The 13509-nt window shown below is 62.1% G+C and carries 10 protein-coding genes; 7 read left to right on the forward strand and 3 right to left on the reverse strand.

Annotated elements, in window-relative coordinates; translation table 11 throughout:
* Positions 1-151 precede the first annotated feature (151 nt).
* Entirely contained in the window at positions 152-349 is a 198-nt protein-coding gene (locus ACEN88_RS00960) for a hypothetical protein (protein ID WP_156403983.1), read from the reverse strand.
* A gap of 200 nt (positions 350-549) precedes the next feature.
* On the opposite strand from ACEN88_RS00960, the gene ACEN88_RS00965 reads away from it, so the two are divergent.
* Positions 550-1530 (forward strand): LysR family transcriptional regulator, encoded by a 981-nt coding sequence (locus tag ACEN88_RS00965; protein WP_056133791.1) that lies wholly within the window; start codon positions 550-552, stop codon positions 1528-1530.
* Between the two features lie 31 nt (positions 1531-1561).
* Here the strand turns inward: ACEN88_RS00965 and ACEN88_RS00970 are convergent, their stop codons facing one another.
* On the reverse strand, positions 1562-2017 hold the full coding sequence (locus ACEN88_RS00970; protein ID WP_036171419.1) for an Lrp/AsnC ligand binding domain-containing protein: 456 nt from the start codon (positions 2015-2017) through the stop codon (positions 1562-1564).
* Positions 2018-2198: 181 nt separating this feature from the next.
* Here ACEN88_RS00970 and putA point away from each other — a divergent pair, with 181 nt between their 5' ends.
* Together putA and ald are read left to right on the forward strand one after the other, a co-directional pair.
* Complete coding sequence (gene putA, locus ACEN88_RS00975) at positions 2199-5834, forward strand: trifunctional transcriptional regulator/proline dehydrogenase/L-glutamate gamma-semialdehyde dehydrogenase (protein ID WP_413336971.1); 3636 nt, start codon at positions 2199-2201, stop codon at positions 5832-5834.
* 103 nt (positions 5835-5937) lie between these two features.
* Positions 5938-7053, forward strand: coding sequence for an alanine dehydrogenase (gene ald, locus ACEN88_RS00980; RefSeq protein WP_413336972.1), 1116 nt, complete (start codon positions 5938-5940; stop codon positions 7051-7053).
* On the opposite strand, the gene ACEN88_RS00985 is transcribed toward ald, so the two are convergent.
* Positions 7023-7808 (reverse strand): 5'-methylthioadenosine/adenosylhomocysteine nucleosidase, encoded by a 786-nt coding sequence (locus ACEN88_RS00985; RefSeq protein WP_413336973.1) that lies wholly within the window; start codon positions 7806-7808, stop codon positions 7023-7025. The genes ald and ACEN88_RS00985 overlap by 31 nt on opposite strands.
* Positions 7809-9026: 1218 nt before the next feature.
* Between ACEN88_RS00985 and ACEN88_RS00990 the strand changes: the two genes are divergently transcribed.
* The 4 genes from ACEN88_RS00990 to ACEN88_RS01005 all read left to right on the forward strand — a co-directional run bounded on the left by ACEN88_RS00990 (position 9027) and on the right by ACEN88_RS01005 (position 13490).
* Positions 9027-10652: a GMC family oxidoreductase gene (locus ACEN88_RS00990; protein ID WP_413336974.1), complete on the forward strand. Its 1626-nt coding sequence runs from the start codon at positions 9027-9029 to the stop codon at positions 10650-10652.
* A 137-nt stretch (positions 10653-10789) separates the two neighbouring features.
* On the forward strand, positions 10790-11563 hold the full coding sequence (locus ACEN88_RS00995; RefSeq protein ID WP_413336975.1) for an ABC transporter ATP-binding protein: 774 nt from the start codon (positions 10790-10792) through the stop codon (positions 11561-11563).
* On the forward strand, positions 11560-12267 hold the full coding sequence (locus ACEN88_RS01000; RefSeq protein WP_413336976.1) for an ABC transporter ATP-binding protein: 708 nt from the start codon (positions 11560-11562) through the stop codon (positions 12265-12267). The genes ACEN88_RS00995 and ACEN88_RS01000 overlap by 4 nt, the downstream gene beginning before the upstream one ends.
* Positions 12268-12287: 20 nt before the next feature.
* Positions 12288-13490: an ABC transporter substrate-binding protein gene (locus tag ACEN88_RS01005; protein WP_413336977.1), complete on the forward strand. Its 1203-nt coding sequence runs from the start codon at positions 12288-12290 to the stop codon at positions 13488-13490.
* Positions 13491-13509: the final 19 nt, after the last annotated feature.

A 13509-nucleotide genomic window follows, 5' to 3' on the forward strand; every position in this document is an offset into this window, starting at 1 on the left:
TTTTTAAAAAAAAAAAAAAAAAACCCCCCAAAAACCCCCCCCCCAAATTTTTCCGCGGCCCTGGTTTTTCTTGTTTCAAAAAAACCCGGGGGCGCGTTTTCCGGGGCCCCCCGCTTTCGGGAATGAAGCTGTGTAGACTAGACTGTAAGGATCAGTGCGATCCCACCGCTGCGGCCTGCGCACGCTGCCTGCGTGCCGCCAGCTCGCCCTTCGTCGGGCGCGGGCGCACCACCAGTACCAGCGCGCGTACGATGCCGACCAGCAGGGGGCGGAAGAACATCAACACGCCGCCCAGCAGGGTCAGCTGGACCATGCACAAGAGCAGGTGGGTGAAGGGCAGAGCCAGCACCGGGGTCTGGAAAAGGGTGTCGGAGAAGGACATGGGAAGACTAAGTAGCAAGCTGATCTATTCGTTCGATGTCACTATAGTGCAACGCAACATATAAATCTAATTACACTTGGTAATAGCTATTATATTGATCGTGAATGGAAATCGGGTACACTTACCGTACCGACAAACCATTTATTGCCCGTCCTGAACGGAGTCCCATGAGCTTCCTCACGCTTGATCTGAACCTGCTCCGCGTCTTCGACGCCGTCATGACCGAGCAAAACCTGACACGCGCCGCCGGTCACCTCGCGATGACCCAGCCGGCCGTCTCGAACGCCATCAAACGCCTGCGCGAAAGCCTCGGCGACGAATTGCTGATCCGCACGGCCTACGGTGTGAAACCGACGCCGCGCGCGGAAGCGCTGTGGCCCGCCGTGCGCCAGGCGCTGGCCGCGCTGGAAGCGGCCGTGATGCCGGAAACCTTCGACGTTTCCAAGGCCCAGGCGACGTTCCGCATGGCGATGGCCGACGCCACTGCCGCCCTGTGGCTGCCTTCTCTGGTGCGGTCGATCGAAAAAGAGGCGCCGGGCGTCAACATCCGCATGGTGCCGCTGACCACGCGCGAACCGCGGCCGATGCTGCTGCGCGGCGACATCGACCTGGCCGTCGGCTTCTTCCCCGGCGTCGCGGCCCAGCTGTCGTACGAAACGGGCTCGCCGATCCGTCACGAGCGCCTGTATTCGGGAGAATACGTCGTCGTGATGCGCAAGAATCACCCGCTCGCACAGGGCACGCTCTCCCTCGACGATTATTGCAAGGCGAACCACCTGCTGGTGAGCTTCTCGGGCCGCGCCCACGGCCTCGTCGACGAAGCGCTGGCGCAGCTCGGCCGCGAGCGCCGCATCCTGCTGACCGTGAACCAGTTCTTCACGGCCGGCCGCGTGGTCGCGAACTCGGATCTGGTCACGGTGTTGCCGAAGCACCTGATCGCGTCGACCGGTGCGGCCGAACAACTGATCTGGCGCGAGCTGCCGTTCCAGCTGCCGGCCGTGCACCTGGACATGCTCTGGCACGAACGCGACGGCCGCAGCCCGGCCCACCGCTGGCTGCGCAAGAACCTGGAAAACCTGTCCGCTTCGGCGCAAAAAATGCTTCCGCAGAAGTCGGAAACGTCGGAAAAGATGGAAAAGATTGCCTGAAGATACAACGCCCTGCCTGCCAGGGCGTTTTTCATTTGATGGGCAGCTTGGTCGTGTTCTTGACTTCTTCCATCACCGCATACGTGTGCGTCTCGCGCACGCCTTTCTGCAGCAGTGTCTTGCCGAGGAATTCGCGGTAAGCTGCCATGTCTTTCACGCGCGCCTTGACGAGGTAATCGAACCCGCCGGCCACCATGTGGCATTCGAGCACTTCGGGAATCAATTGCACGCTCTGCTTGAACGCGTCGAAGACTTCCGGGGTGGTGCGGTCCAGCACCACTTCGATGAACACCAGCAGCGACACGTCCAGCAGCTGCGGATTCAGCTGGGCCGTATAGCCCATGATGTAGCCGGACTCGTGCAGCTTGCGCACCCGCTCGAGGCAGGCGGCGGGCGACAGGTTGACCCGTGCGGCGAGCTCGACGTTGCTGATACGCCCGTCGCTCTGTAGTTCGGCCAGGATTTTCTTGCTGATCTTGTCCAGCATGTGTTCTCTCTCCACTATAAATATTATTTGGTGAAATTCTCTCACCAAAAACTATCTATTGCTAGTCTTCTGTAAAAACAGAATTAATCCAGAAGATTTCCTTCTACAATCGAATCATTGATCCGCACTCCAGACCGGCGTTTGCCGGTGCTCGTCCTCATCCATTTTTTCCTGACCGTTCATGAACATTGCCGCCTTCCCGGCTTCCACCTACGTCCCTTTCGACGCCCTGCAGGCCGAAACCCGCCGCGAACAGACGCCGCTGCGTGCGGCGATCACCGCCGCCTACCGCCGTGACGAGACCACCGCCGTGGAATGGCTGCTTGCGCAAGGTGCCAGCGCCAACGGCGACGCCTACATGCTGGCGCACCGCCTCGTGTCGGCCGTGCGCGAAAAACGTACGCGCTCGTCGGGCGTGGATGCGCTGATGCACGAATTCTCGCTGTCGTCGGAAGAAGGCGTCGCACTGATGTGCCTGGCCGAAGCGCTGCTGCGCATACCCGACACGGAAACGGCCGACCGCCTGATCGCCGACAAGATCAGCAAGGGCGACTGGAAAAAACACCTGGGCGAATCGCCGTCGCTGTTCGTGAACGCCGCCACGTGGGGCCTGCTCGTCACCGGCAAGCTCGTGTCGTCCAGCAGCGAGAAGGGCCTCGGTGCCGCGTTGACCCGCATGATCGCCAAAGGCGGCGAACCGCTGATCCGCAAGGGCGTCGACCTCGCGATGCGCATGCTGGGCAACCAGTTCGTCACCGGCCAGACAATAGCCGAAGCCTTGAAGAACAGCGTCGAAAACGAAACCCGCGGTTACCGCTATTCCTACGACATGCTGGGCGAAGCGGCGCTGACGGAATCCGACGCCGACAATTACTATGCCTCATACGAAGCGGCCATCCACGCGATCGGCAAGGCCTCCAATGGCCGCGGCATCAAGGACGGTCCGGGCATCTCGATCAAGCTGTCGGCCCTGCATCCGCGCTACAGCCGCGCGCAATATGCCCGCGTGATGGGCGAACTGCTGCCGCGCGTGCGCAACCTCGTGCTGCTCGCCAAGGAATACGACATCGGCATCAATATCGACGCCGAGGAAGCGGACCGCCTGGAAATCTCGCTGGACATGCTGGAAGCTCTTGCTTTCGATCCATCCTTGGCCGGCTTCGAAGGCATCGGCCTGGTCGTGCAGGCGTACCAGAAGCGCTGCCCGTTCGTGATCGATTTCGTCGTGGACCTGGCCCGCCGCAGCGGCCGCAAATTCATGGTCCGCCTCGTCAAGGGCGCGTACTGGGATGCGGAAATCAAGCGCGCCCAGGTCGACGGCCTGCCGGGCTATCCGGTGTACACGCGCAAGATCTACACGGACGTGTCTTACCTCACGTGCGCGCGCAAGCTGCTCGCCGCGACGGACGTGATCTACGCCCAGTTCGCCACGCACAATGCACATTCGCTGTCCGTGATCTACACGTGGGCGAAGGCCGGCAACGTCACCGATTACGAATTCCAGTGCCTGCACGGCATGGGAGAAACGCTGTACGACCAGGTCGTCGGCAAAGAGAACCTCGGTAAAGCCTGCCGGATCTACGCGCCGGTCGGTTCGCACGAGACACTGCTCGCCTACCTCGTGCGCCGCCTGCTGGAAAACGGCGCGAATTCGTCGTTCGTGAACCAGATCGTCGACGAGAGCGTGCCCATCGACACCCTGCTGACCGATCCGTTCGAAGCCGCGCGCGCCGCGCACTGCCTGCCGCACCCGCGCATTCCGCTGCCGCTGACTCTGTTCCCGGACGGCCGCCGCAACTCCGCCGGGCTCGACCTGGCAAATGAACACGTGCTGGCCGAACTGGCCGCAGACCTCGGTACGCCGCGCCATTACGTGGCCGCACCGCTCGTCGACGGTCCCGTCGCAGCGGCCGGTGCGCTGAACATCGTGAATCCCGCGCAGTCGGCGGACATCGTCGGCCAGGTGACGGAAGCGACCACCGCCGACGTCGATACCGCGCTGCAGGCCGCCGTGAACGCGAAACCGGCCTGGGAAGGCATGGGCAATGCGGGCCGGGCCGACATCATCGCCCGCGTCGGCGATCTGTTCGAGCAATACCGCGGCGAACTGATGGCCTTGGCCGTGCGCGAAGCGGGCAAGTCTCTGCCGAACGCGATCGCGGAAGTGCGCGAAGCGGTCGATTTCCTGCGCTATTACGCGGCCGAGATCCGCAATGCACCGGAAGCGCGCGCGCTGGGCGCGGTCGCATGTATCAGCCCCTGGAACTTCCCGCTCGCAATCTTCACGGGCCAGGTCGCCGCCGCGCTGGCCGCCGGCAATGTCGTGCTGGCAAAGCCGGCCGAGCAGACGCCGCTGATCGCCCACCGCGCCGTGCAGTTGTTCCACGAAGCGGGTGTGCCGACAGGCGCGCTGCAGCTGTTACCGGGCCGTGGCGAGACCGTCGGCGCCGCGTTGACCTCCGATGCACGTGTAAAAGCCGTCATTTTTACGGGCTCGACGGAGGTTGCGCAATTGATCAACCGTACGTTGGCCGCACGTTCCGCACAGGAAGGCGCCGACATCCCGCTGATCGCCGAGACGGGCGGCCAGAACGCGCTGGTCGTCGATTCTTCCGCACTGCCGGAGCAGGTCGTCCAGGATGTGCTCAGTTCCGCGTTCGACAGCGCCGGCCAGCGCTGCTCCGCCCTTCGGGTGCTGTTCCTGCAGGAAGACATCGCCGATAAAACGATCAAGATGCTCAAGGGCGCCATGCAGGAATTGCGCGTGGGCGTGCCGGACCGCCTGTCCACCGACATCGGCCCCGTCATCGACAAGGAAGCCCAGCAAAACCTGCTCGGCCACATCGAGCGCATGAAGGCGACGGCGAAGCAGCATTTCTCGCTGGTCTTGCCGGACGTGTTGCTGTCGCAGGGGACGTTTGTGCCGCCGACCGTGCTCGAGATCGGCTCGATGAGCGAACTGAAGCGCGAAGTCTTCGGCCCCGTGCTGCACGTCGTGCGCTGGCGCCGTTCCGAGCTGGACAAGGTCGTCGACACGATCAACGCGACCGGCTACGGTCTCACGCTGGGCGTGCATTCGCGCATCGACGAGACGATCGAATTCATCACGACGCGGGCCCACGTCGGCAACATCTACGTGAACCGCAATATCGTGGGCGCCGTCGTCGGCGTCCAGCCGTTCGGTGGCGAGGGGAAATCCGGCACCGGTCCGAAGGCCGGCGGCCCGTTGTACCTGAAGCGCCTGCAACAGGATGCGGCGCCGCTGCTGCGTCACGCACGCCGCAGCAATAACGCGCTGGACGGCCTGCTTGCCTGGGCGTGCGCAAACGGCCACGGCGACATCGCGAACCTGGCAAACGGTTACATGGAAACGACGCTGGACGGCGTGCGCATCGACTTGCCGGGCCCGACGGGCGAGCGCAACCAGCTCGATTTCGTTCCGCGCGGCACCGTCCTGTGCGCGCCGAACGGCACGGCGAGCCTGCTGAACCAGCTGGCGGCCGCGTTCGCGACGGGCAACCGCGCGCTCGTGCTGGCGGAAACGCTGCCCGCGTTGCCGATCGCCGTCAAGGAACACGTGCGTTTCATCAACGCGCAGGAGCTGGACGGCAGCGAGTTCGCCATGGCCCTCGTCGAGCAGGGTCTCCCCGGGGATCTGCAGGCGCGGCTGGCGGCCCGTCCGGGGGCGATCGTCGGCATCGTCGACACCCGTGCGGGCGAACCGGTGGCGTTGTGGCGGCTGGTGGCGGAACGCGCCTTGTGCGTCAACACGACCGCGGCAGGAGGTAACGCAAGCCTGATGACGCTCGGTCTGTAATCCGGGTCCTGATGGCTGCGACGCCGCGGTAGCAGGTTTCTAACCTGCGCCGCGGCGTTTTGTTTTTGGAGATGTTTTTCGTAGGTTTAACCTGGAGGCAGACATGTTGATAGGCGTACCAAAAGAAATCAAAAACAATGAATTCCGGGTGGGCCTGACGCCCCCCAGCGTGCACGAACTGGTCGCGCGCGGGCATCGGGTCATCATGCAGACCGGCGCCGGTGCCGGCATCGGGTTGACGGACGAGCAATACGCGGCTGCCGGCGCCACGATCGTCCCGTCGGCGCAAGAGATCTTCGCGCAGGCCGACATGGTCGTGAAAGTGAAGGAACCGCAGCCGCAGGAATGCGCGATGCTGCGTCCGGGACAGATCCTGTACACGTATCTGCACCTGGCGCCCGATCCGGAGCAGACGGCGGCCCTCGTGAAATCCGGCGCCGTGTGCATCGCGTACGAAACCATCACGGGCCCGGGCGGCGGCCTGCCGCTGCTGGCGCCGATGAGCGAGGTGGCGGGGCGGATGTCGATCCAGGCCGGCGCCAGCCACCTGGAAAAATCGAAGGGCGGCGCCGGCATCCTGCTGGGCGGCGTGCCGGGCGTGGCGGCGGGCCACATCGTCATCATCGGCGCCGGCGTCGTCGGCACGAATGCGTTGCAGATGGCGGTCGGCATCGGCGCACGTGTCACCGTGCTCGACAAGAACGTCGACCGCCTGCGCCAGCTCGACCTCGTCTACGGCAACCGGATCTCGACCCTGTATTCGAACGCGCACGCGATCGAGGAAGCGGTGCTGTCGGCCGACCTCGTCATCGGTGGCGTGCTCGTGCCCGGTGCCGCGGCGCCGAAGCTCGTCACGCGCGACATGGTGTCAAAAATGAAAAAAGGGGCTGTCGTCGTCGACGTGGCGATCGACCAGGGCGGCTGTTTCGAGACGTCGCATCCGACCACGCACGCCGATCCGACCTTTGTCGTGGACGGCGTTGTTCACTATTGCGTGGCGAACATGCCGGGCGCAGTGGCCCGCACGTCGACATTTGCGCTGAACAACGCGACGATCGGTCATGCCGTCGCGTTGGCGACGAAGGGCTGGCGGCAGGCCATGCGCGACGATCCGCACCTCAAGAGCGGCTTGAATGTCTGCGAAGGCAAGGTGACCTATGCGGCCGTCGCGAAGGATCTCGGCTATGACTACGTGCCGGCGGATACCCTGTTGGCCTGATGTTGCCAACCCAGGCAAAACTGCCTGACGATGTGAAAAGCATACCGCGCGGCCACGGATTTCACGAAACGCATGAAATCCGTGGCCGCGTGTTCGTTGGCGTTGTCGGAAATCGTCCGGATCACGCCGAACGGGATGCCTAGCTCAAAACAGGCCTGCGCAACCGCGGCGCCTTCCATCTCCACCGCCAGCAGACCCGGCAATGCCTCATTCAACGCGTCCAGACGGTCCTTGTCGCTCACGAACTGGTCGGCGCTGGCGATCAGGCCTCGATGCAGCCGCGGCCCGCTGAGCGCGAATACGGCCCTTTCCCCGGGGTCGACGGCAAGCGCGAAGTCGTCTTCCAGGAAGCGGTGCGCCGCATCCGCCAGCTGCAACGCCATGTGGTGGTCGGACAGGAAGTGCGTCAAACCCGTCAACGGCACTTCGTAGCGGGGGAACAAAGGGCTCGCATCCATGTCGTGCTGGACGAGCGATTCGGCCACGACGATGTCGCCGACACGGATCGAAGCGTCTCCAGCGCCAGCCACGCCCGTAAAGAGGATGTGGGTAACACCGAACTTCTCCACAAGCGTTGCGGTCGTCAGTGCCGCTGCAACCTTGCCTATACGCGATAAAACGCACACAGCGTCGATTTCCCACAGTCGTCCGAGGAAGTACTCGCGCATGCCGTGCGTGAGCTTGTAGGCCCCTTCCATGGCCTCCACGAGCCCCTGCTGTTCTTCGTGCAACGCACTGATGATCCCTAATCGCATGGTTCAGCCTGGTTTTTAGATGGGTTGACGGACGGTTTTGGCGGCTTGTTCCCGCTGTTCGCTCTGTTTTTGTATTAATAAAACAAAGATATATATAAAAAATGGTAGTGATAGTAAACGCCTTCCTTCCTGTGGATAAGAAGGAATTTGTCTACAGCGTCAACGGTTTACGTGCTCACGAAGCGGCTGGACAAGCATTGTATCGATGCTGAACCGATGTTGGACAAAAACCAGGCGAGCAGAAAAAACGGCCGTTCTGCACATCCGATCCTGTGGATATGCAGCGCCTTTTCCACAGTCGAGCTGGTTTTGTCTGCCGGCAGGACGTTCGCGGGCTGCGAACGCTGTTCCGGATGCGACCTCGGCATCATGTTCTTCCTGTAGACAAACGGCAGTCGAGCAGTCGTTACGTCAGCATTTTTTGGATGCGACGGCGTTCAGTTTCTTTTTTTTGCAGACAGAAGAGCGTTCGCGTCGTGTCTGCTTCGCCGTCGATCGCTGCTGGGCGAGTTGTCCTTCTTTAGTTAACTTGGATAGAAAGAAAGGATAGTAATGATAGTAAACGCCGGCTGAACTGTGGATAAACGGGATTTTTTCCACAAGCTCAAGGGTTTACGTGCGTCGAAAGCTGTCGAACAAACCTTGTTTCTGTCGAGGACCAAAACTGGAAAAAAAATTCGAGATCGACTTTCGTGGCAGTTCCGCACATTCGATCCTGTGGATATTCAGCAGCTTATCCACAAAAGGCCCGGAAACAGGGCGTTTGGGTGTCGCGGGTAGCTGGCCTGGTCGACGTCGGGCAGGCGTTGTGGTCATGAACGCATCCGGAGTCGGTCGATTTTTTTTGTTGAGCAGAACGATGTCGAGATCGGCGACGAGAAATTTTTTTTCGACAGGGCCGCAGCTTTCAAGGCGGCTCGTCAGGTTTACAACCAGAAGCTTGTATACAGAATAATAGTAATAGTTAACGGTGCCACTCTTCTGTGGATAAGCCGGATTTTTTCCACAACATCAAACGTTTACGGTTCGCATAAGACGGTGGGCTGGTCTTGTATGTGCCTTGTGGCAAAACTGGATAAAAATCCCGACTGTGCGAAAAACCGATCTTCCTCACATTTCGTACCTGTGGATATTCATACGCTTATCCACAGTCCAGGGACCCCTTGTTGAGCTTGATCATCTGGTAAGCTTGCTCAACCGAATCAGATGCGAGGGTCCATGGAGTCCGCAGGGGAATTCGATGTCATCATTGTCGGGGCCGGTACCGCCGGCTGCGTGCTGGCCAATCGCCTGACCCGCAGGTCCGACGTGCAGGTGCTGCTGATCGAGGCGGGCGGCAAGGACGATTACCTGTGGATCCACATCCCCGTCGGCTACCTGTACTGCATCGGCAACCCGCGCACGGACTGGTTGTATAAAACGGAAGCCGATCCCGGCCTGGCAGGGCGCGCGCTGATCTACCCGCGCGGTAAAGTCCTGGGCGGCAGTTCGTCGATCAACGGCATGATCTACATGCGCGGCCAGGCCGGGGACTACGACCGCTGGGCCGCCATCACGGGCGATCCCTCCTGGCGCTGGGATCATGTCCTGCCCATTTTCAAGGCGAGCGAAGACCATCACGGCGGTACCAGCGCCATCCACGGCAGCGGCGGCGAATGGCGGGTGGAGCGTCAGCGGCTGTCCTGGGAGATCCTCGACGCGTTCCGCGAAGCGGCCCACCAGACGGGCATCCCGAAAGTCGACGATTTCAACGGCGGCGACAACGCGGGTTGTGCCTATTTCGAAGTCAACCAGCGGCGCGGTATCCGGCTGAACACGGCGAAAGCGTTTCTCCGGCCGGCTTCCACGCGGCCGAACCTGGCGATCATGACGGGTTGTCACGTCGAAAAGCTGTTGATCGGGCAGACGGAGCAGGGCGTTGTCTGCCGCGGCGTGCAATTCACGGGCGGCGGCCGGGCATTCACGGCGACGGCGCGGCGCGAAACCCTGCTTGCCGCCGGTGCCATCGGCTCGCCGCATATCCTGCAATTGTCCGGCATCGGGCCGGCGGCTTTGCTGCATCAGCATGGGATCAACCCCGTCGTCGATGCGCCCGGCGTCGGCGAAAATTTGCAGGATCATTTGCAGCTGCGCATGGTCTACCGCATCACGGGCGCCCGCTCGCTCAACACGAGCGCTGCGTCGTGGTACGGCAAGATGAAAATCGGTGTGCAATACCTGCTGTTCCAGAGCGGGCCGATGTCGATGGCGCCGTCGCAGCTGGGTGCGTTCGCCAGGTCCGATCCCGGCCAGGCGACGCCAAACCTCGAATACCATGTGCAGCCGCTGTCCCTGGAAAAATTCGGCGATCCGCTGCACGGTTTTCCGGCTTTTACTGCCAGCGTGTGCAACCTGCGGCCGACGGCGCGGGGGCACGTCCGGCTGGCGGCGAACGACAGTTACGCGCCGCCGAAAATATCGCCGAACTATCTCAGCACGCCGGAAGACCGCAAGGTGGCGGCCGACGCACTGGCGCTGACCCGGCGCATCGTCGCGGCGCCCGCACTGGCGCAATACCGCCCGGAAGAATTCAAGCCGGGCCCGCACTACCGCACGGAGGAAGAACTGGCGGAAGCAGCCAGCCTCATCGGCACGACGATTTTCCATCCCGTCGGCACCTGCCGCATGGGAAAAATGGACGATCCGCTCGCCGTCGTCGACAGCACATTGCGGGTCAAAGGCGTCAAAGGGTTGCGCGTCGTCGACGCGTCGATCATGCCGACGATCACCTCCGGCAACACGAATTCCCCGACCCTGATGATTGCCGAAAAGGTGGCTGCGCTGATCGACCGCACGTGGTCATAGTGCGTTTTTGCACAACGGGTTTGCGCGCCGTCATGACGTAGCGCAGGGCGATCCGCCTGCCGCGTGCTGTATCTTGACGAGTTCCAAAAGTGTGTATGATTTGTAAAGCTTGAATGGACGAAAGCGGGGGAGACGCAATGCCGGACGTCATTCTGGAAACACGTGATCTGACGAAGGAATTCAAGGGTTTTACGGCGGTCAACCAGGTGAGTCTGCAGGTGCAGCGCGGCCATATCCACGCGCTCATCGGACCCAATGGCGCCGGCAAGACGACGTGCTTCAACCTGCTGACGAAATTTCTTTCTCCGTCCGCCGGCCGTATCCTGTTCAACGGCACCGACATCACCTCGCAAAAACCGGCGCAGATCGCGCGCATGGGCATCATCCGCTCGTTCCAGATCTCGGCCGTTTTTCCTCATCTCACCGTGCTGGAAAACGTGCGCATCGGCCTGCAGCGCGCCCTCGGCACCAGTTTTTATTTCTGGCGCAGCGAAAAAACGCTGAACCAGCTCAACGATCGCGCCATGGCCTTGCTGGCCGAAGTGGATCTGGAAAACTTTGCGGACACGGTCACGGCCGACCTGCCGTACGGCCGCAAGCGCGCGCTCGAGATCGCGACGACGCTCGGCATGGAGCCGGAACTCATGCTGCTGGACGAACCGACGCAAGGCATGGGCCACGAAGACGTGCACCGCGTGACGGCATTGATCAAGAAAGTGGCGAGCGGCCGAACAATCCTGATGGTGGAACACAATATGAACGTCGTGTCCGGCATCTGCGACCGCATCTCCGTGCTGCAGCGGGGCGCCGTGCTGGCGGAAGGCAGTTACGCGGACGTGTCGCGCAATCCGCAGGTCATCGAAGCGTACATGGGCAGCGCCGACAACAACCTGGCGGGAGCACACGGATGACGCCCGCACTGGAGATCGAGAACCTGCAAGCCTGGTATGGCGAATCGCACATTTTGCACGGCGTCAGCCTGACCGTGCAGCCGGGCGAAGTCGTCACCCTGCTGGGCCGCAACGGCGCGGGCCGTACGACCACCTTGCGCGCCATCATGGGCCTGACGGGCGCGCGCACCGGGTCGATCAAGGTCAATGGCGTCGAGGCGATCCGCCCGCCCACGCACCGCATCGCCCACCTCGGCATCGGTTACTGCCCGGAGGAGCGCGGCATTTTCGCGTCGCTGTCGGCCGAGGAAAACCTGATGTTGCCGCCGAAGCTGGCGGGTCAGGAGGCTGGCATGAGCGTCGCCGAGATCTACGAGATGTTCCCAAATTTGTACGAACGGCGCCACAGCCAGGGCACGCGGCTGTCCGGCGGCGAGCAGCAGATGCTGGCCGTCGCGCGCATCCTGCGCACGGGCGCGCGCCTGTTGCTGCTGGACGAGATCTCGGAAGGGCTCGCCCCCGTGATCGTGCAGGCGCTGGCGAAGATGATCACGACCCTCAAGGCGAAGGGCTACACGATCGTCATGGTGGAACAGAATTTCCGGTTCGCGGCGCCGCTGGCGGACCGGTTTTACGTCATGGAACACGGCCGCATCGTCACGACGATCGCGGCCGCGGAGCTGCAGGCCAGCATGCCGGCATTGACCGAGCTGCTGGGCGTTTGATCATCGACAATGGAGACCACATGAAAACAGCGATTGCCTTTGCCGCCGCCACCTTCGCGGCCGGTTTGTCCATGCCGGCGCTGGCCCAGATCTCGGGCGACACCATCAAAATCGGCATGATCACGGATTTATCGGGCGTGTATTCCGACATCGACGGCAATGGCGGCGCCGAAGCCGTGCGCATGGCGATCGCCGATGCGGGCGGCGCCATCAACGGTAAAAAAATCCAGTTCATCGTCGCCGACCACCAGAACAAGCCGGACATCGCCGCCAGCAAGGCGCGGGAATGGTTCGACCAGCAGGGCGTCGATATGCTGATCGGCGGCACGAATTCCGGTGCGGCCCTCGCCATGGCCAAGGTCGCGGCGGAAAAGAAAAAAGTCTTCATCGCGATCGGTTCCGGCAGTGCGCAACTGACCAACGAACAGTGCTCGCCGTACACGGTGCACTATGCCTATGACACGGTTGCGCTCGCCCGCGGCACGGGCGCCACGATCGTGAAGCAGGGCGGCAAGAGCTGGTATTTCCTGACGGCCGACTACGCGTTCGGCCAGTCGCTGGAAAAGGACACGACCGACGTCGTCAAGGCCAATGGCGGCACCGTGCTGGGCAGTGTGAAGCATCCGCTGGGCGCGTCCGATTTTTCGTCGTTCCTGCTACAGGCCCAGTCGTCGAAAGCGCAAGTGCTGGGGTTGGCGAATGCCGGCGGCGACTTCATCAACTCGGTCAAGGCGGCGAAGGAATTCGGCCTGACGAGCAAGATGAAGATCGCGGGCCTGCTCGTGTTCATCAACGATATCCACACCCTCGGGCTGCAGACGACGCAGGGACTCTACCTGACGGACGCGTGGTACTGGGACATGAACAACGACACCCGTGCGTGGGCGAAAAAATACTTCGCGAAGATGAAGAAGGAGCCGTCGTCGCTGCAGGCGGCGGATTATTCCGCTGCGATGAACTACCTGAACGCCGTCAAGGCGATCGGCACCGACGATGGCAACAAGGTCATGGCCCAGCTGAAAAAGACCAAGATCAACGACATGTTCACGAAGAATGGCGAGATCCGTCCGGACGGCCGCATGGTGCACGACATGTACTTGATGCAGGTGAAAACGCCGGCCGAGTCGAAGGCGCCATGGGATTACTACAAGGTCGTGGCCACGATCCCGGGCACCCAGGCGTACACGACCAAGGCCGAGACCAAGTGCGCGGCGTGGAAGTGAGCCTGGGCTAAGCACGTCA

The sequence above is a fragment of the Massilia sp. CT11-108 genome, from assembly GCF_047302915.1.
Classification (GTDB): domain Bacteria; phylum Pseudomonadota; class Gammaproteobacteria; order Burkholderiales; family Burkholderiaceae_D; genus Telluria; species Telluria orientalis.

Excerpts from the sequence above, each read along its gene's own strand:
- ald (WP_413336972.1), top strand. The coding sequence starts at position 5,938 with ATGTTGATAGGCGTACCAAAAGAAATCAAAAACAATGAATTCCGGGTG.
- ACEN88_RS00995 (WP_413336975.1), top strand. The coding sequence starts at position 10,790 with ATGCCGGACGTCATTCTGGAAACACGTGATCTGACGAAGGAATTCAAG.
- putA (WP_413336971.1), top strand. The coding sequence starts at position 2,199 with ATGAACATTGCCGCCTTCCCGGCTTCCACCTACGTCCCTTTCGACGCC.
- ACEN88_RS00965 (WP_056133791.1), top strand. The coding sequence starts at position 550 with ATGAGCTTCCTCACGCTTGATCTGAACCTGCTCCGCGTCTTCGACGCC.
- ACEN88_RS00970 (WP_036171419.1), bottom strand. The coding sequence starts at position 2,017 with ATGCTGGACAAGATCAGCAAGAAAATCCTGGCCGAACTACAGAGCGAC.
- ACEN88_RS00985 (WP_413336973.1), bottom strand. The coding sequence starts at position 7,808 with ATGCGATTAGGGATCATCAGTGCGTTGCACGAAGAACAGCAGGGGCTC.
- ACEN88_RS01000 (WP_413336976.1), top strand. The coding sequence starts at position 11,560 with ATGACGCCCGCACTGGAGATCGAGAACCTGCAAGCCTGGTATGGCGAA.
- ACEN88_RS01005 (WP_413336977.1), top strand. The coding sequence starts at position 12,288 with ATGAAAACAGCGATTGCCTTTGCCGCCGCCACCTTCGCGGCCGGTTTG.
- ACEN88_RS00990 (WP_413336974.1), top strand. The coding sequence starts at position 9,027 with ATGGAGTCCGCAGGGGAATTCGATGTCATCATTGTCGGGGCCGGTACC.